Origin of the sequence: Alteromonas portus (genome assembly GCF_005117025.1) — a bacterium.
Classification (GTDB): domain Bacteria; phylum Pseudomonadota; class Gammaproteobacteria; order Enterobacterales; family Alteromonadaceae; genus Alteromonas; species Alteromonas portus.
The window spans coordinates 239,787-259,845 of sequence record NZ_SWCO01000002.1 but is presented as its reverse complement, the minus strand read 5'-3'; the positions used below and the strand labels follow the sequence as shown (position 1 = coordinate 259,845).

Below are 20,059 nucleotides of genomic sequence, written 5' to 3'. Positions count from 1 at the left end.
ACAAGCTAGGCCACGTCAAGAAGCTCCAAAAAGGTATTAAGATCGTCGCCAATGGAAGGAAGCAGCGCTTTTACTTTCACCCAATCGGCGACTTTTGATAACTCCCACAAGGCTTCGAATTCTTTTTGCAGCTGCACAGCGCCGATATCAGCTGACATGCCTTTAAGTTTAAGTGACAGCACTTGCACTTGCGTAAAATCTTGCTGTTCAACCGCCTTTTCCAAAAGCTTAAACTTCTCTGGGGCGCTTTGTGAATATAGGTCACACACCCGAGTAAAAAGCGCCTTGTCCCCCATAATACGTGCGATAGCATCGTCCTTTTCCCAGCATTCATCACTTAACGTGCTTAATTTCTGATTGGGCACGCTCTCAGGTTTAGCTGAAAGTTCACTGGGTTCAGCGTTTGCTAGCACATCGTCGCTCATATTATGTTTCCCTGTTTCATTGAAATCGTCAGCCGAATCAACACGCTGTTTCACTTCATTATCTATCGCACTGAGTAGGCTATCCACCAGGGGTGGATTGTTCTCATCATGGATACCTTGTTTGGCATTTTCCAAAGCAGGGCTTTGGATACCAATAATCTCGGTGCTTGCCAGTGATGTAACCTGGTGAACTAGCCACTGCCTCACTTTGGGTATGAGTACATCAGCAATTATGGGTTTAGTGGCAAAGTCGTTCATTCCCGCCTCTAAACACTTCTCTTTTTCACCAAGCATGGCGTTTGCAGTCATTGCAATAATAGGCACATTTACATGCATCATTCCTGCTTTACCCTCACGAATAGCACGAGTAGCCTCGTAGCCGTTCATGTTTGGCATTTGGCAATCCATTAATATACCGTGGATTTGGCGTCCTTTACTTTCACATTTTTGAAGAAAATCAATGACTTCTTCCCCGTCTGCGCAGGTAAATAACTTAGACGGTAAACACTCCAATACACCTTTAGCCACCTCTCTATTAATCATGTTGTCGTCAACTATCAGAAGACGTGTGTCCTCTATAGAGAAAGGTGACGCACCTGCATCTTGTTCACTAGGAGTTTCAGCTTCCTGTTTATCGCATTCGCTTTTTGCCTTGGCATCTACTTTTATCCTGCCATCGGTTTGAACGGCATCTAAACCTTGTTTCAACGTAACAAACGTAGAGCGAAACAAGGGCTTGGGTAAATACAATGGGGTGAAATGCGTAAACTCATAAGGTGCTCCCTCTAGCTTTTGAAGAATAAATACCGTAGGCATGGTGCTAATATCGTTACCCCTAGCGTGGCGCTGCCAAATCTTGTCAATTTCACCAATTAATGCGCTAGATTCATCAATTAATAGCGCGTCATAATCAGGCCATTGAATATCATCCGCCTGACCTTCTAGCACTTTTGGCGAGGCGCCAACATGCTCAGCTAACTTGCAGATATGTGATTGTAGAGGTGAATATTCTGAAGCAACACCAAGGCTTATATTGCTAAGTAGTGTTCTCTCAGCTTGCTGAATCTCAGCAAACTCTGTTGCTCTGTCTGAGCTTGTATCAGGAATTGAAATAAAAAATGAAAACGTGCTTCCCTTTCCTAGCTCAGATTCAAATGAGATATCACCACCCAGCAACTGACATAGCTGTTTACATATGGATAAACCTAGCCCAGTTCCGCCGTATTGGGTTGCTACAGACGCATCAGCCTGCGTGAATGCAGAAAAAAGTTTAGGCTGATTGTCTTTCGCGATGCCGACGCCCGTATCTCGTATAATAAAATGAAGCTGCTGCTTACCAGATTCCGATGCACTTAATGCCAGTTTTAATTCTATATGGCCATTTTCAGTAAACTTGATGGCATTGTTTAGCAAGTTACTCAATACCTGGTTAATTCTATGAGGGTCGGAATTGATTTCTATCGTCGGAACTTCAGTGGTATCGACAAGTAACTGTAACCCCTTACTTGCGGCCTTCACTGCGAAGACTTTGGCCATAGATTCAATGAGATCTATCAGATCAAAAAACTGATGGTTGATATCCAGTTTTCCAGCTTCTATCTTCGATAGGTCAAGTACATCATTTATCAGCACGCTTAGGTTATTGCAGCTAATTTCCATCATGGAAACCAATTGCTCCGCTTTTTCATTAAGCGGTTGCCGCTTCAATAACGCAAGAGAACCTACAACACCGTTTAAAGGTGTACGCATTTCATGGCTAATATTCGATATAAATGAACTCTTTACCTTACTGGCCTTGCGCGCCTCTTGCGTTGCTTCTACCAACTCTTTTGTTCTGCTCACCACTTTTTCTTCAAGCTTAAGGTTTACTCGTTCAATGGCATCCTTTGCTTTATGTTCGTCTGTTACATCCCGGATAACGACGGCAACACCAGAGAACTGTGACTGATCGCCCCAAATCGTTGACGCGGTTATCAATAGTGAATGTTCATGTTTTTCATCATCAACGTAAGGCTTAGTAAAGGTGACTTGCTTGCCTCCTTTAGCAAGTACATCTTCAAGCCCTAACAAAGACAATGGCTTAAAAGTCGAATAGTGGTGGTTAATGATAACCTGAGAAGGGATGCCAAAAAGTGACTCGGAAGCTTTATTCCAGCTTTTCACTATACCCATTGAGTCTACGCTAAATATAGCGTCCTTCGAAATATCAACAATAGCGACTGACTCACCGCGCACTTTGGCTAATTCAATATTTTTATTATTACTGCGATACACAAACAGCAAAATGCTTATGAAAATAATTGAAACGATACCGATTACACTATAAACACTTAAACGTTTTTCGTTGATTAAGGCGCTGACTTGGCTTTGAGGTAGCAGTATATGAAGGTAAAAAGGTGTGTCACGATCTCTTGCACCTATAGCAAACGCCTGAGAAACCGCGAATTGCACACCCTGCTGTTCGTTTTTAGGCATTATTTTCGAGCGCCCTAAACTTTGCGTTACCGAGAATTCGCTTTGCCAGGTTACTGCGGGGTTTAGGTCTTTAGAAAACGATTTTTGACTGTCGGGGTGTAATACGAAATATCCATCTTGGTCAGTGACATAAAGCGCCTGATTTTCCATTAGTGCTTTAGTCATTTGGGAAAGCAAATACTGCGCATTGACGTTCATAATAATGAACCCGTAGCGCTCTCCCTCATCACTGAGAATTGGTAGGGATAAACGAATTACACTTTTATAAGGGTACTCAAGCTTGCCATGTTCCCGATTTAAATTGATATCAGATATATAAAACTCGCCCTTGTTACTTTTTACGCTTTCAGTGAAATAATCGCGAGACGCTTTTGCTTGCAAATCAGACTCACGGGCAATTAAAACGCTCCCGCCCTTGCGCTCAACCCTAAGAAATTCGGTCCCCTCTTTATCGGCCTGTATCACCCTTAACTGGTCTATTTCCTCGTTATTTTCGATAAAAGCAACAAAGATAGTTTCTAGGCGATGCTTCCATTGTTCAAGAGTAGTGCCGTCTTTAGGGTCTACATTGCTATTCTGGGTTGCACGAACAATACCGCTTATCGGAGGTGTTTGATGCAAAAAATTTAGGGCATTAAGATATTTTACAACCTGCGTTTCTGCTACGTTTTCTGCATTCAACGTACTTTTCTCTAGCGTCTGAAAAGCTTGGCTTTCAGCCGTTGCTTTAATGTTGCTTTCAAACAGACTAACGACCAGCACAATTAGCGCCGCAGCAAGAGCGATGGCTAGCGCAAACGTGCTTTTCGCTTCATTAAGCGCAGGTTTTGATGGTAGGAACGACAAGCAGGTAATTTCCGTATAACTTGTAATAACTTAAAGCTAGTAAGGGTTTTCTTGTTACGCAAGTTAACGAGATAAAAATCCGCTGAAGGTGGCGCGAATTACCGTTCTCACGTTAACAACAATAAAACTATCGGTTCTACGTTTGTATCGTTGGATATAAAATCAACAGCATTTGGTATTCAATTTCTTGCGGTGTACACTCAATTTCTTGCGGTGTACACTGCGTGCAATATTTTACTAATAAGCACTGGTGGTTATGCACACACCTACATTTTTGTGGTACGACTTCGAGACATTTGGCACAAGCCCACAAAAAGATCTTCCTTGCCAGTTTGCCGCGGTAAGAACGGATATGGATTTAAATGTTGTGGGCAAGCCCATCAATATTATGAGCGCCATTGCCAATGATTACTTACCTCATCCAGAAGCCTGTCTAGTCACGGGCATCACGCCGCAGCAAACAATTAGAGATGGCTCAAACGAGGCAGATTTTGCCGCGCGAATTTACCAAGAAATGTCAACGCCGAATACCTGCAGTGTAGGGTTTAACAGCATTCGCTTCGACGATGAAGTGTCGCGCTACTTATTTTACCGTAACTTTTACGACCCCTACTCACGAGAATGGCGCAATGGGAATAGCCGTTGGGATATTATTGATGTAGCAAGAGCATGTTATGCATTAAGGCCTGATGGGATTAATTGGCCGCAGCGAGAAGATGGCACGCCCAGCTTCAAACTTGAGTCGCTTACCGAAGCAAATAATATTGGCCACGAAAACGCGCACGATGCCTTAAGCGATGTATACGCAACTATCTCACTGGCCAAATTGATAAAAGAGAAGCAACCTCGTTTATTTGATTACGCGCTTTCACTTCGCAATAAACACACGGTAATGCAGCAGATTGATGTGAGCAAACCCTCAGTACTTCTGCATATATCATCTAAATTACCTGCGTCTCAGGGTTGCTGCACCTGGGTGATGCCTATCGCTAAGCACCCTACTAACTCAAATGCCTTTATCGCGATTGACTTGTCGCACGATATTGACAGTTTGGTTAATGACACAGCCGAAGATATAAGACAGGCGCTGTACGCGCCAGCAGATACTTACTCTGATGCAAAAGAGCGGCCTGGACTTAAACTTATTCATATCAATCGCTCGCCGTTTATAACAACCGCTAAAGCCATGACGGAAGAAAACGCTGTCAGGTTGGGGTTGGATCGTGAACGCTGCCTAAATAATTACAAGACTTTGGCAGGCACCCCTGAACTAGTTGGAAAGCTTGTTGAGGTATATAACGAAGAAATTAACAGTTCAGAACCCGATATCGATCATGCGTTATATAGTGGTGGTTTTTTAAATGACGAGGATAGACGCTGGTGTGAAAGTGTTATTAATGCCAAACCAGACGACCTTGCCACGCTTAGCGAAAAAACACAGCACGAGGGCTTGCGCAAACAGTTATTTCGGTATCGGGCACGGAACTACCCTAATACGCTAACAGCAGATGAAATGACGAAATGGCAATATCACCGTCAAGCACGCCTTACAGACCAAGCGTTTGGCGGCTCGATTACCTTAGAGAACTACATGATAAGGCTTGAATCATTGGCCCATGAGCACAGCGACAACCCTGACAAGCAGGCTATATTACGCGCGCTCTATCAATATGCTAAAAACCTTTGACGGAGGTTTTAGAACGTCATAAATTAAAGGTGCTTGGACAAAGGCGGTAAAGGAAAAAACGTAATCAAGGAATTGATAACCTCCGCCGATAATAACAATACACGTGCGCAAGGGAATAAGATGTCATGAACGGCGTAACAATAAGTTTCGATAAATCAAGAACCTATATCAACATTATGCTAAACCCTTCTGAGTTTACATCAGAGGTTGATATGCGTGAGGTTAGAAAGCAGCTAGAAACCGGTGAAACCAAGCGCCTTTATGTGTCTGAGAAATCACTTAAATCAGCCTGCGACACGGCAAACCATTACTTTAAAACCGGTGACGGCACCGTAGTTCAAGAACGCATTGGCGAACGCAAAAACGCCGAAATAGAATTTCGAATTCCAGAAGACGGCATGATGGCCAACTTGGTTCTTACCACCCCCTACGGCGGTAAACTGCCTTCCCTTGCTACCGTAAAATCGCTAGCCGTTAAAAACAGAGTCATTCGTGGTGTGAGCACTAAAAAGATAGACGCTATGCTAAAAGCGGCCAGAAATGCGGCACCTGGCACAGTTTTAGAGGAAACCATTGCTAAAGGTCTTCCCGCTCGAAACGGTAAAAATTCCAAATTTGTTCCACTTGTTCCCAACGCGCTAGAACGAGTCCTTAGGCCTCAAACTAACGAAGGCGAACGGGTTGATATGCGTAACTTAGGCGAAGTCATCTGCGTTAAGGTAAACACGCCTGTTCTGCGTCGTACACCACCTACCCAAGGCCGTTCGGGCTTTGATGTGAAAGGAAATACGCTTCCTGCCGTTCAGGGTGAGTGGGTAGATTTTAAAATGGGAACGGGAACCGTAGTGTCTGACAGCGACGCAAACCTATTGATGTCGTCGATTTCGGGCATGCCAAAATACCGTGACCACGTCATGAATATCGATGACACCTTTATTTGCAATGGCGTTAATGTGGGTACAGGCCACGTTAACTATGAAGGTGCTGTACTCGTTAATGGCGATGTTACCGAGAAAATGGAAATCAAAGCGGCGGGTGATGTCACAATAAACGGCTTTGTGGAATCTGCTTATATTGAATCCGGTGGCGATATTATTATCACAGAAGGCGCCATGGGCAAGGTTAATGACAAGCAAGGTGATTTTCAGTGTCGATTAGTGGCAGCGGGAAGCATTCACGTTCAACATGGCCAAGGTATCGACATCCAATGTAAGGGAAATATTACGGTTGGAAGACAACTTGCCTACAGCCGCCTTCGCTGCGGTGGTGCTGTTATCGTTGGGCAAATTGATAAGCCTATGGGAAATTTGTTCGCGTGTGACATCATTAGTCAAGATCGCGTAGAAGCAGGTACGCTTGGCGCCGTTTCCGGCAGTACCTTAAAAGTTGACTTCAGCCCTGGCTTTAATCAGTTGTTAGAACGTAAAGACTCGCTGGATGAACTATTAAGACAAATTCGCGAAAACAACCTAAAACACAAAGAAAAAATTGCACTTATTCAAACCAAGAAAATACCCAAAGAACTCCAGCGCAAAGCCGCTGAAGCCCTAGAGCTTTTCAATAACGAAAGTGCATTACTCGAGTGGTTAGAAAACAAAGCTGACGATGTAAAAGCGGCCAAAGAGCACTATCAATCTGACATTAAGCTTATTGCCAATAAAAGGCTCTACCCAGGTGTTTCAGCTAAGTTAAATAACAGAAACTGGCGCTCTGAGAGAGAGTACGATCGTGCTCAAATTCATTACGACTCTCATCAGTGGCATTACGAGCCAATTATTTAAGTATCGCTTAGCTTTAATTTAATCTTTTAAAGCTAAGCTCCTTTCGCTTCCAAGCAAGACGTTTAATGCTTATTCTCTACTGGGCAATGCTCACGTTACCATAGCCTTGTCGCTTAGATTGATACAAGGCTTTAATGGTGCGTTCTAGCCAATCGGGGAACTCTTCTGCGTCTCGCAGTTCAGACATACCAATGGCGACGTTAAACTTATCGCCTAAAAGGTAATGCGTTACTAAGCATTCAAGTAGCCTGTCGGCGAGAATTTTTGCTGAATCTAATTGGGTTTGTGGGCAGAGGATAACAAACTGCTCACCATTGAACCGAGATACAACATCTACCTCTCTTACCGTATTAAGACAATTTTGGGCTACCGTTTTTAATACTTCTTCCCGAATAGCGTGATCGTGAGTAAACAAGCCTTCATCAACTGGCGTCAAATCAATCGCAATCAAGGTAGCCGTGGTATGAAAACGGTGAAAACGTGTTATTTCTTCTTCCGCACGTTGGATCATGTGATTCCGGTTATACAACCCCGTAATGTTGTCGTGCGCCGAAAGAAAGCCTAATGTTTTGTTCTTTTCCAGCAAAGTAGCTTGAAGCGCGCTTATTTCCTCATTCTTTTGCTGAATAATGCGCTTGTAACCGCCAACATGACGATTTCTTGATATAAGCCATAACAGACCCATCAACACAATAAATAAAGTTAATATCATGACAGTGTAGTTACGGCTATATCGAATTTGCACATTATTCCACTGTTTATAAATTTCTACTTTTCGCGTCTCGGGAATGCGCTCTATAGCGAAGTTTAATTTGTCTACCAAGTAGCTATATGACTTGTTAATGCCAAACGCGAGTGAATCAAATGGTTCAGCGTAACCTACAATGTTTAAATCTTCGAGTTCAAGGTTGTTAATGTGCATATTCACGCTCATAAGCGAGCCTACCATCACATCGAACTCCCCGTTTGCAAGCTGCTTTAACCCTTCTTCTTCAGACGGGATGAGTTTAAGTCTTAAACCAGGGTAATGGCGGGAAATGTACTCCACTTGACGGTAGCCCTGAACAATTCCAACCGTTCGATTACCAATGCCAGAATAGCCTTGCAACATGGGCATTCCTGCTCGGGCAACTAATACATTTGGCGCTTCAAAATACGGCACACTAAAATCTAAAAACTGCTTGCGGTAATCTGAGGTGTTCAACATTGGAATGACTTGGCATTTACCTTGCTGAACAAATTCTAAGCTTTCCTGCCAACTTTGTGTTGGAACCAGCTTGAACTTAAGGTCTGCAAGTTCCGCGATAAGCTGCATGTATTGGGCTGAAATTCCCACGTGAATGCCGTTTCTTATCGCTTCATAAGGTGCCCAATTTGGATCGATGCAATACGTTACTTCGTTAGTTTTTTGAGAGACGAAGGGCTGCTCGGATGCCGCTAGCAAAAGCGTACTAAAAAAAGAGTACACCAGTAACAGCACTGTGCTGAGCAGATATTTTCTTATTTTTTTCAACTGCACACCCAAAAAATGTAAATAGATCAACAACAAGTCAATCGCGAAGTATTAAGGGTAAATACAAAAAATGCAATAAATTCGCTTAAAACGTCATTTTTTGGCTACGTAACACTCTGTCGCTGCTTAAATATATCCTGATCGTAGTGTTTTTCTTTTATAATCGTCGCCAATGACGATACGGCTTTTTCAACGTCAGCGAAACTTAAATACAAAGGTGCGAAGCCAACGCGAAGAATGTTGGGCGCGCGAAAATCTGCAATAACGCCTTGTGCAATCCATGCTTGGCAAATTGCATAAGCGTCTTCATGTGCAAACGCAATTTGGCTTCCTCTATTATCCAGTGGCGGGCTTACAACTTTAAGTTCCTCTAGAAGATTCGCCCGTTTAGCTTCAGCAATGAAGAAAGCTTGGAGTTTCTTTGATTTTTCATCAATAGCCTTAAGTGAAACACCGTCGAACACATCTAGGGCTGCATCTAATATACTCATGCCAATAATTCCGGGGGTTCCGCACAAGTTTTGTTTTACAGAGGTATCTGGTACGTAGTCTGGAGAAAAAGAAAACGGCGAACTATGGCCCATCCATCCCGATAATGGCTGTTTATATGCCGCTTGATGGCGGCGAGCCACGTAAATAAACGCCGGAGCGCCTGGGCCGCCATTCAAATACTTATACGTACAGCCTACTGCGAAATCTACATTACATTCATCCAACTGCACCGGAAACGCACCAGCGCTATGCGCCAAATCCCACAGCGTAAGAATTCCCTTGTTGTGCGCTTGTTCAGTGATATCTTTCATATCAAGTTTCAAGCCGCTTCTAAAATTGACCTGAGTCAGCATTAGTACTGCAATGTCATCGGTTAGCTGGGCACCAACATGGTTTTCATCAATGTAACGAATACTGTATTCATCACCCAACAGATCCAGCAAGCCTTGCACCATATAAATATCGGTAGGGAAGTTATTCCTTGTTGTGGCAATAACTTTTCTTTCAGGGTGCATTTTTAATGCAGCGCTTAGGACTTTGAACAGGTTAATAGAGATCGAGTCGCAACATATTACTTGCCCCTGTTTTGCACCAACAAGCGTGCCTATTTTGTCTCCCACCTGCTGAGGCAATGAAATCCACTGGTGCTTATTCCAACTTGTTATAAGTCCCTCGCCCCATTGTTCCTTAACCACTTCGCTTGCACGCTTTTCAGCGTTTATCGGCAAGGGGCCAAGTGAATTACCATCAAGATAGATAGTATCGTTTGGCAGTGAAAAAGCTTCCGCTTTATTAAAAAGTGGATCTTTTTCATCAAGCTGCTTGGCAGAAAAAACCTTATTAATCATGTTCACCTAAAACCTCAAGTAAAGCATCAAAGGATGATGAGTCGGGGTGTAGCCAGTCGAAATGACCGCCATTTGTTATTATTCTATTTTTTGCGCCGGGCATTGTAGCGTGGTGTTCTGGTACAATGCTATCTTCATTGCCTTGCAGTAATATTACCGCAGGCTGGATATCAGTAGCCACAGGGGTGGCCGCTTGGTATTCAAATTCTTTGTCTGACGGCATTCCTCCCATAAACTGAGGTGTGGCCGTCTGGCAGCTATTTTTTCCGCGGGCGTAACTTTGCATATTTGTTATAGCGGCAAGCCCTATCACTTGCTTGATGTTTTTGCCCCAGTCACTGCCCGATAGTTGCTGTGCGGCAAGCAGGCCAAGTTGACCACCTGCAGAATGCCCTACCACATAAATATTGCGGTTTTTGCCTGTTGCTACAATTTTATCTATCGATGCTTTCATCGCACTTGTTACATCATTAAGACTGCCAGGCCACCCACCGCCCTGGTCACCAACACGCCGATATTCCATTACATAGACACCCATCCCTAACTCCGCCAAGGCAGAATAAAACCCTTTGGCATGGTCGTATCCATACGCATTTAGCCAGCATCCGCCATGCACAAAAATAACTGCGTTTCCTGACACCTCACTTTGCGCACCGTCATGGCCATGCCAGACATACACAGTCTGTAGCGGGTCTTCACCATAGCTGAACTGCGTATCATGCTCTCTTGTTGGCAAGACACCCAACGCAGAATACGCCACTTGAGTCAGCATGCGTGATTTTGCGTTTTTATGATTTTTTGCATGGGTGTCATTCGAAGCTTCATTTAGAGATAACTCACCATCACTAACGTGGGTGTCTTTGTAATTTGAAGTTGTTAGCAAGACACCCAACGCAGAAGACGAAACTTGGGTATGAATACTCGATGTTAAATTTGAGTGGGTGTCATTAGAACCTGAATCTAGTTCGCGAACGTGGATGTCTTTGTAATTACGATTACTCGCATGGGTGTCATTGTAATTACTCGCATGGGTGTCATTGTAATTAAGATGGCTATTTACGTTCTGCTGCCCAGTTGCGTGTGTATATGTTATGGAAGAACAAGTAATGAGCGCTGTTAGCGCCGCAGTGCAAGTTGGCTTGAAAGGAAATTTCATAATGCTCAGTTTTATTTTTATTTAACCATAGAGTACCAACTATATGGTGGCACTCTATGATTAATTTTTTGACATATTTACGGTGTCTTCAACCTAGAGCATTTCAACGGCGAGCGCTACACCCTCACCACCACCGATGCATAAAGATGCGATACCTTTTCGACCACCGCGTTGCTTGAGCGCGTGCAACAGCGTTACTAATATGCGCGCACCCGAAGCACCAATTGGGTGACCCAATGCACAAGCACCCCCCTTTACGTTCACCTTGCTTTCATCAAGTCCAAGTTTTTTGACTGCCAGCATGGTCACCATGGCAAATGCTTCATTAATTTCGAATAAATCGACTTCTTCTTTAGCCCAACCGGCTTTATTTAACACTTTCTCCATTGCACCTACAGGAGCAACAGTGAAATTTTCAGGTTCAATAGAATTTGTAGCGTGAGCAACCACACGCGCAAGCGGTGCTAGACCAAGTTCATTTGCTTTGCTTTCGCTCATTACAACCAATGCCGCCGCACCGTCAGAGATTGAACTTGAATTCGCAGCCGTGACCGTACCGTCTTTTTTGAAAGCAGGTCTTAGTGTAGGGATTTTTTCAGGGCGAGCGGAACCTGGGCCTTCATCGGTATCAACAACAGTATCGCCCTTACGAGAAGAAATTGTAACTGGAACAATTTCATCATTGAATGTACCGCTATTAATCGCTTCGTGTGCTTTTGATAATGAACTCAGCGCAAACTCATCCATTTCGCCGCGAGAAATATTCTCTTCATCAGCAGTATCTTGCGCGAAACAGCCCATTGCTTTGCCGTCATAGGCATTTTCTAGACCGTCAAGCATCATATGGTCGAGTACTTGACCATGACCCATACGATATCCTGTTCTAGCTTTAGGCAACATATATGGCGCATTACTCATGCTTTCCATTCCGCCCGCCACTACTGCCGTCGCGCTGCCAGCCTTGATTAGGTCGTGCGCCATCATTACCGCTTTCAAACCTGAGCCGCATACCTTGTTGATTGTTGTCACGCCTGCACTTAGCGGAAGTCCCGCTCCCAGTGACGCTTGTCGTGCTGGAGATTGACCAAGACCAGCAGGTAATACACACCCCATGATGACTTCGTCAATTACAGAGACATCCACCCCTTCACAGGCTGCTTTGATAGCAGCTTCTCCAAGTTTGGTCGCAGCAAGTGAAGATAAATTACCGTTGAAACCACCCATTGGCGTGCGCTTAGCCGCAACAATAACTACTGATTCGTTACTCATAACCATGCCCTTAATATTCATATAAATTATAGAGTTAAGTGAAGAAGGCCACATAGATGTATACAAAAGTAAACACCCTTAACAGCTACAACGCCCTGCCTTCACCATGAAAAATTGACGTTAGCAAAATGTTACTTTACCTTAACGTAAAATGTAATTAACGTTAACGTAAACCTGTACTAAGTATGTGTCAACCAAACACTACGTTTTAATGTAGCGGTATATAAAACCGTCGACCTTAAAACGATAGTGCCATTGCAAAGACACCCAACCTACTACAGAGAAATTAATTACAAAGACACCCACGTTTAAACAAAGGTGTTAAACAGCGCTGAAATACAAGGTACGTGTAATGAGCAAGTACGATGACGAAACAACATATTCAATAGGCGAACTCGCTCGAGAGTTTGACATTACTCCCCGTTCAATTCGTTTTTACGAAGAGCAAGGGCTAATGTCGCCTTCAAGAACGGGGCAAAATCGCGTTTATCTCAACAAGGATAGAGTGCGCTTAAAGCTAATCTTGCGAGGAAAACGACTAGGATTTTCCCTTGCTGAAGTCAAAACACTGTTCGACATGTACGACACTAATCCAAATTCGGCAATTCAGTTAGAAGCCATGCTTGAAATGACTGAACAAAAAAGAGCGGTGCTTAAACAGCAATTAGAAGATATCCAGATGTTGATGACTGAACTGGATGATGTTGAAGCACGTTGCCGTGAAGAACTCGCAGAATTAAAACGAGGAAATATCGCATGAATACCTCCTACCCTACTCTAAATTTTGGACTTGGCGAAGACATTGAGATGTTGCGTGATCAGGTCTATCAATTTGCTCAAAAAGAGATAGCTCCTCTTGCAGAGCAGGCAGACGCAGATAATCAATTCCCAAACCAATTGTGGACAAAGCTTGGCGATATGGGCTTGTTGGGCGTTACTGTTTCAGAGCAATACGGAGGCTCTGACATGGGCTACCTGGCGCATACTATCGCGATGGAAGAAGTTAGCCGCGCATCAGGTGGTATCGGTCTGAGTTATGGCGCACACTCCAACCTTTGCGTTAACCAGATCTTTAAAAATGGTAATGATGCCCAGCGTGAAAAGTACCTGCCTAAGTTAGTAAGCGGTGAGCATATTGGTGCACTGGCAATGAGTGAGCCTAATGCAGGTTCGGACGTTGTGAGCATGAAGTTGAAGGCTGAAAAACGGGGCGATAAATACATCCTCAACGGAAACAAGATGTGGATCACTAACGGCCCTGATGCACATACCTTTGTTATCTACGCGAAAACCGACCCTAATGCGGGTCCAAAAGGGATCACAGCGTTTATCGTAGAACGCGATTTCCCTGGCTTTAGCCGCGCACAGAAACTCGACAAACTGGGTATGCGCTCATCTAATACCTGTGAATTAGTTTTCGAAGATTGTGAAGTACCAGCTGAGAACATTCTTGGCAAAGAAGGTGAAGGGGTTCGTGTACTTATGAGCGGCCTGGATTACGAGCGCCTGGTTTTATCAGGTGGCCCGCTAGGCATTATGCAGTCGTGCATGGATATCGTAGTTCCTTACATTCACGACCGTCAGCAGTTCGGCCAATCAATTGGTCAATTCCAGTTAGTACAAGGCAAAGTAGCTGACATGTACACGCAAATGAATGCCGCACGCGCTTATGTTTACACCGTTGCACAGTCATGCGATCGCGGTGAAACAACGCGAAAAGATGCTGCTGGCGCTATCCTTTATTCAGCGGAACTAGCTACCAAAATGGCGCTAGATGCTATTCAGCTACTTGGCGGTAATGGTTACATCAACGAATACCCGACAGGACGCTTATTACGTGATGCCAAGCTTTATGAAATTGGCGCGGGAACGTCTGAAATTCGTCGAATGCTTATAGGCCGCGAGCTATTTAACGAATCGAAATAATACAGAGTTTAGGGTGGAAAATAATTTGTTTGAAACATGGAAAAAGTAGACGCTCCTTGTTTCTTAGAAATTAGCAAGACACCCACCATACTCTATATAAAGCAGATTTAAAAAAGCTGAATTTTATTAATAGGCTAATGAATTGCAAAGACACCCAACGCAGCGAAAGCGCTTAGCATGGGTGTCTTGCTAATCATCTTGCTAACTAGTGGCTAACGCGGCAGCCGTCGCCTATGCCCAATACAAGGAGGGGTTATGCCCGTTCTTCGCTCAAGTATAAATACGAAATCTGAAACATTTATTGCTAACGCCGAACACATGCAGGCTCAGGTAAATGATCTCCTCGAAAAAATCGAAAAAATTTGCCAAGGTGGCGGTGAAAAAGCTGCTGAACGCCATGTTTCTCGAGGAAAACTTTTACCTCGCGACCGAATCAACGCACTGATTGACCCAGACACGCCCTTTCTGGAAATAGGCCAAATGGCTGCATGGGAAGTCTATGAGGACTATGTACCTTGTGCTGGAGTTGTTGCCGGTATAGGTATTGTTGCTGGTATCGAGTGTATGATTGTAGCTAACGATGCTACTGTAAAAGGCGGGACTTACTACCCTCTTACCGTGAAAAAGCACCTTCGCGCTCAGACCATCGCAGAGCAAAATAACCTACCTTGTATTTACTTAGTGGATTCAGGTGGTGCTAACTTACCTCGCCAAGATGATGTATTCCCAGACAGAGACCACTTCGGCCGCATATTTTTCAACCAGGCGAATATGTCTGCTAAGAATATTCCTCAAATTGCGGTAGTAATGGGTTCCTGTACGGCAGGTGGTGCTTATGTTCCCGCCATGGCTGATGAAAGTATTATCGTTAAAGAGCAAGCGACTATTTTTCTAGGCGGTCCACCGCTTGTTAAAGCTGCAACAGGTGAAGTGGTTACCGCAGAAGAGCTTGGGGGCGGTGACGTTCATACTCGAATTTCGGGCGTTGCCGACCATCTTGCTAACAACGATCACCACGCGCTTTCATTGGCGCGTAATGCTGTCTCTAGACTAAACAGAAAGAAGCCAGAATGCCTGGACGTGGCCGAGGTAAAACCTCCACGCTACGACACCAAAGAAATTTACGGCATTGTGCCTGCTGATAGTCGTCAGACATACGATGTTAGAGAGATTATTGCACGTATTGTGGATGATTCAGATTTTGATGAATTCAAGCCCCTTTACGGCACAACCTTGGTTTGTGGTTTTTCCCGCATTTTCGGATTCCCTGTAGGCATTGTGGCTAATAACGGCATACTTTTCGGTGAAAGTGCGCTTAAAGGTGCTCATTTTGTCGAACTATGCGCCATGCGAAAAATCCCTCTCATATTTTTGCAAAACATCACAGGCTTTATGGTCGGTAAGCAATACGAGCACGGTGGGATCGCAAAACACGGTGCAAAAATGGTGACCGCCGTTGCATGTGCGAATGTCCCAAAGCTCACAGTGCTTATCGGCGGAAGTTTCGGTGCAGGTAACTACGGCATGTGCGGTAGAGCCTATGATCCACGCTTCCTTTTCATGTGGCCAAACGCTCGAATTTCTGTAATGGGTGGTGAACAAGCTGCTGGCGTTCTCGCTCAGGTTAAGCGCGACCAAAAAGAGCGCTCAGGCGAGTCATGGTCTGCAGAAGAAGAAAAGGCATTTAAACAGCCTGTCATCGATACTTACGAAAAACAAGGGCATCCATACTATGCGTCTGCAAGGCTTTGGGATGATGGCGTTATTGACCCTGCGGATACTCGATTAGTGCTTGGTCTATCGCTTTCAGCGGCGCTTAACAAGCCTATCGAAGACACCCAATTTGGCATATTTAGAATGTAGGAGTGCAGGTAATGGAACAATCAGTGATTTACAGCGTAGATGAAAGAAACATTGCCACTGTTACTTTAAACAGAGCTGAAAAACATAATGCCTTTGACGACGAAATGATAAACGAGCTTACTCGCGCCTTTAAGAAAGCAGGTGAAGACGCAAACGTTAGAGCGCTTATTTTAAAAGCAGAAGGCAAAAGTTTCAGTGCAGGGGCCGATCTTAACTGGATGAAAAAAATGGCCAGTTATACCGAAGCGCAAAATGAAAGTGATGCACTTGCATTAGCAACCATGCTGCAGACGCTTTATAAAATGCCGAAGCCCACAATAGCAAGAGTACAAGGCGCAGCTTTTGGCGGTGCTGTTGGTTTAATTGCATGTTGCGATATTGCTATTGGAAGCAAGCTCAGTAAATTTTGCTTAAGTGAAGTTAAAATTGGCCTTATTCCAGCAACTATCAGCCCTTACGTTGTCGAAGCAATGGGTGCACGAGTGTGCCGACGCTACTTCCAGACCGCTGAAGTATTTTCTGCGCGCAGAGCAAGACGACTTGGACTTTTGAGCGAATCAGTAACAGAAGACGAACTCGATAGCACTATCGACAATATTCTATCAAACATGCTGAAAAACGGCCCCCAAGCAGTGGCGAAAGCAAAAGACTTAGTGCAATGGGTGTCTACGCAAGAGATTAACGATGCCCTTCTCACCAAGACGAGCAAACTTATCGCACAAGTCAGGACCTCTGAAGAAGGTCAAGAAGGTCTGTCAGCCTTTTTAGAAAAGCGCAGTGCTTCATGGGTGGAGGTTAACAATGATAAATAAACTACTAATTGCAAACCGTGGTGAAATTGCATGCCGCGTTATAAAGACAGCCAACGCTCAAGGTATAAAGACGGTAGCCGTTTACTCTGACGCCGACAAAAATGCCCTTCATGTTCAAATGGCCGATGAAGCTGTTTATCTTGGGCCATCTCCATCAAAGGAAAGTTATTTACTAGGCGAGTTGATCATTGAGAAAGCGAAGAACCTTGGTGTAGACGCTATCCACCCAGGCTACGGATTTCTCTCAGAAAATGCTGAATTTGCAAATCTATGCGCCAAAAACAATATTATCTTTGTAGGCCCACCAGCATCTGCAATTGAAGCGATGGGGTCTAAGTCTGCTGCCAAACACATTATGGAAAAAGCAGGTGTTCCTTTGGTACCGGGTTATCATGGCGACGATCAAAGTGAAGCAGTATTAAAAGGCGCTGCAGATGAAATGGGATACCCCGTGCTGTTAAAAGCTGCTGCTGGCGGTGGCGGTAAGGGCATGCGCCAAGTTTGGAGTGAAAAAGAGTTTTCTCAAGCATTAAACGCAGCCAAACGTGAATCTATGGCGAGCTTTGGTGACGACCACATGCTGGTTGAAAAGTACCTGACGCGCCCTCGTCATGTTGAAATTCAAGTTTTCTGTGACACCCATGGCAACGGCGTATACCTTTTCGAGCGTGATTGTTCGGTTCAACGCCGCCACCAAAAGATTATTGAAGAAGCCCCTGCCCCCAACATGTCTCAGTCTGTGAGAGAAAAAATGGGTGAAGCGGCGATACTCGCGGCGAAAGCCATCAATTACGTAGGTGCGGGAACCGTTGAGTTTTTACTTGATGAAGACGATTCATTTTACTTCATGGAAATGAACACACGCTTGCAAGTAGAGCACCCTGTGACAGAAATGATCACCCGTGAGGATTTGGTTCACTGGCAATTAACTATTGCCGAAGGAAAGTCCCTTCCTAAACAACAAAATGAACTTACGTTAACAGGACACGCATTCGAAGCGCGTATCTATGCCGAAGATCCGAACAACGAGTTTCTCCCTTCTACCGGCACGCTGTGCCTGCTACGCACACCAAAAGAAAATGACGTAGTTCGCGTTGATACAGGTGTTGTTGAAGGTGATGAGGTAAGCGTTTTTTACGACCCTATGATTGCCAAGCTCGTTGTTTGGGGAGAGAGCCGTGAGATAGCGCTAAAGCGCCTAATTAGTGCACTGGGTGATTACTACATTGACGGTGTAAGTACAAATATCGACTTCCTAAAGCGAGTTTCCTCCCACCCTGCATTCGTTGCTGCTGAGCTTACAACTACATTTGTGGAGAAACACCATGATTCGTTGTTTAGCACGATAAGCCTGGATGCACCTAACGATGACACCCACGCTAACATTCCTGCAATGGCATTGCTTTCGCTTTTAAATAGAAAAGTTTCTGGAAGTAATAAAACCCCGCCAGTGTGGTCAACCGCCGGGGCGTGGCGCGCCAACGCAAATCATACAGAAACTCTTACTTTGCTTTGCAACCAAGAAGAAGTGCATGTTGAGGTCAAACACCAGCGCCACGGAACTGAAGATGCTTGGGAGCTATCTGTAGGGGACAATTCCTATCACGTAAAGGGCAAGCTTATAGATAGAGCTTTGCAAGCAACCATTAATGGATACAAATCAACCTTTACGTATTCAGATAATGATGGCGTGTTTACACTCTTCAACAAAGACACCCATGCTAACTTCAGCATAATCTCGGCATCGCTAGGTGATGATAGCAGTGATGGTAATGATGCCAATTTCAGTGCCCCAATGAACGGAACCATAGTGGCGCATTTGGTCGAAAAGGGTGTGTTGGTCAAAAAAGGCGAGCCTATACTAGTTATGGAAGCGATGAAAATGGAGCACAGCATCATCGCCCCACACGACGGTTCAGTGGAGGAGTTCTTTTTCAATCCTGGTGAATTAGTTGACGGTGGCGCCACGCTATTGGCGTTCTCGGCTAAAGAAGCTGCTGAGGTTTAATGTAATGTTCCCCAAAGAAGTGAGTATTGTTGAGGTAGGCCCTCGAGATGGCCTTCAGAATGAAAAGCGAACTTTGAGTGTCGATCAAAAAATTGAGCTTATCCAGCTTCTTTCTAAAACCGGTCTTAACCGTATTGAAGCGGGTAGCTTTGTGTCACCAAAGTGGGTGCCGCAAATGGCGAACTCTGATGCGGTTTTTAAGGCGCTTAACCCCGAAAACAAGATTCATTATTCTGCATTGACACCCAACCTAAGGGGCTTGGAAGCAGCAATTGATGCAGGCGTAAAAGAGGTTGCTGTATTTGGAGCTGCCTCTGAGTCTTTTTCTCAAAAGAACATTAACTGCTCTATAAGCGAAAGCTTAAAACGTTTTGAGGCCGTGTTTGCCCTAGCCAACAAAAACAACATAAAAGTTAGGGGCTATGTTTCGTGCGTAATGGGCTGCCCTTATGAAGGTGAAATTCCACCTGATGCCGTTACACAGGTTAGTAAAGAACTCGTCGACATGGGGTGTTACGAAGTATCTCTTGGCGATACTATCGGTGTAGGTACGCCAATGGCTACAAAACTGCTATTAGATGACGTTTTAAAAGAGGTCAATGTCAGCAAAGTTGCTGCCCATTTTCACGATACTTATGGACAAGCACTAGTGAACTTATACACTGCCCTTGGATATGGCATCTCATCCATTGATTCCGCTATCGCAGGCCTTGGCGGCTGCCCTTATGCTAAGGGTGCAAGTGGAAATGTTGCAACTGAAGACGTACTGTATATGTTAAACGGTATGGGTATATCGACAGGTGTAGACATGCCAACGTTGCTAAAAGCGTCTGCTTACATTGCAGAGCTTCTAGGCCGCTCTCCCGTATCGAAAGTGGCAAGTGCGCTTTTGGCAAAATAGCTATTTTTAATAACTACTTTTAATTCATCTTTCTTAGTTACGTAGACACCCATCCCT

At 44.4% G+C, this 20,059-nt stretch carries 13 protein-coding genes; 8 read left to right on the top strand and 5 right to left on the bottom strand.

Going from position 1 to position 20,059, the window contains the following annotated elements; translation table 11 throughout:
- Window positions 1-5: 5 nt before the first annotated feature.
- Complete coding sequence (locus E5672_RS05215; RefSeq protein WP_136781231.1) at window positions 6-3,746, bottom strand: ATP-binding protein; 3,741 nt, start codon at window positions 3,744-3,746, stop codon at window positions 6-8.
- Window positions 3,747-4,002: 256 nt separating this feature from the next.
- Here E5672_RS05215 and sbcB point away from each other — a divergent pair, with 256 nt between their 5' ends.
- Together sbcB and E5672_RS05205 are read left to right on the top strand one after the other, a co-directional pair.
- Window positions 4,003-5,433 (top strand): exodeoxyribonuclease I, encoded by a 1,431-nt coding sequence (sbcB, locus tag E5672_RS05210; protein WP_136781230.1) that lies wholly within the window; start codon window positions 4,003-4,005, stop codon window positions 5,431-5,433.
- Window positions 5,434-5,558: 125 nt separating this feature from the next.
- A complete protein-coding gene (locus tag E5672_RS05205) occupies window positions 5,559-7,214 on the top strand; it encodes a FapA family protein (RefSeq protein ID WP_136781229.1) in 1,656 nt (551 codons plus the stop codon).
- A 76-nt stretch (window positions 7,215-7,290) separates the two neighbouring features.
- Here E5672_RS05205 and E5672_RS05200 read toward each other — a convergent pair whose 3' ends face one another.
- The 4 genes from E5672_RS05200 to E5672_RS05185 form a co-directional block, all read right to left on the bottom strand.
- Window positions 7,291-8,727, bottom strand: coding sequence for a diguanylate cyclase (locus E5672_RS05200; RefSeq protein WP_240692166.1), 1,437 nt, complete (start codon window positions 8,725-8,727; stop codon window positions 7,291-7,293).
- A 104-nt stretch (window positions 8,728-8,831) separates the two neighbouring features.
- The gene (kynU, locus tag E5672_RS05195; protein ID WP_136781228.1) at window positions 8,832-10,067 is read right to left on the bottom strand and encodes a kynureninase; all 1,236 of its coding nucleotides are present in this window, start codon (window positions 10,065-10,067) and stop codon (window positions 8,832-8,834) included.
- A complete protein-coding gene (locus E5672_RS05190; protein WP_240692165.1) occupies window positions 10,060-11,223 on the bottom strand; it encodes an alpha/beta hydrolase family protein in 1,164 nt (387 codons plus the stop codon). Before E5672_RS05190 ends, kynU begins: the two co-directional genes overlap by 8 nt.
- A 93-nt stretch (window positions 11,224-11,316) precedes the next feature.
- A complete protein-coding gene (locus E5672_RS05185; protein ID WP_136781227.1) occupies window positions 11,317-12,492 on the bottom strand; it encodes a thiolase family protein in 1,176 nt (391 codons plus the stop codon).
- Between the two features lie 352 nt (window positions 12,493-12,844).
- On the opposite strand from E5672_RS05185, the gene E5672_RS05180 reads away from it, so the two are divergent.
- From E5672_RS05180 to E5672_RS05155, 6 genes are all read left to right on the top strand, one after another.
- Window positions 12,845-13,252 (top strand): MerR family transcriptional regulator, encoded by a 408-nt coding sequence (locus E5672_RS05180; RefSeq protein ID WP_136781226.1) that lies wholly within the window; start codon window positions 12,845-12,847, stop codon window positions 13,250-13,252.
- On the top strand, window positions 13,249-14,418 hold the full coding sequence (locus E5672_RS05175) for an isovaleryl-CoA dehydrogenase (protein WP_136781225.1): 1,170 nt from the start codon (window positions 13,249-13,251) through the stop codon (window positions 14,416-14,418). Before E5672_RS05180 ends, E5672_RS05175 begins: the two co-directional genes overlap by 4 nt.
- Before the next feature lie 255 nt (window positions 14,419-14,673).
- Window positions 14,674-16,281 carry a carboxyl transferase domain-containing protein gene (locus tag E5672_RS05170; protein WP_136781224.1) on the top strand — a complete coding sequence of 536 codons (1,608 nt, stop codon included), beginning with the start codon at window positions 14,674-14,676 and terminating at the stop codon, window positions 16,279-16,281.
- 11 nt (window positions 16,282-16,292) lie between these two features.
- Window positions 16,293-17,093, top strand: a complete 801-nt coding sequence (locus tag E5672_RS05165; RefSeq protein WP_136781223.1) for an enoyl-CoA hydratase/isomerase family protein — start codon at window positions 16,293-16,295, stop codon at window positions 17,091-17,093.
- Window positions 17,083-19,101, top strand: a complete 2,019-nt coding sequence (locus E5672_RS05160; protein ID WP_136781222.1) for an acetyl/propionyl/methylcrotonyl-CoA carboxylase subunit alpha — start codon at window positions 17,083-17,085, stop codon at window positions 19,099-19,101. The genes E5672_RS05165 and E5672_RS05160 overlap by 11 nt, the downstream gene beginning before the upstream one ends.
- Window positions 19,102-19,105: 4 nt before the next feature.
- Window positions 19,106-20,002: a hydroxymethylglutaryl-CoA lyase gene (locus E5672_RS05155; RefSeq protein ID WP_136781221.1), complete on the top strand. Its 897-nt coding sequence runs from the start codon at window positions 19,106-19,108 to the stop codon at window positions 20,000-20,002.
- The last annotated feature ends 57 nt before the right edge of the window (window positions 20,003-20,059 follow it).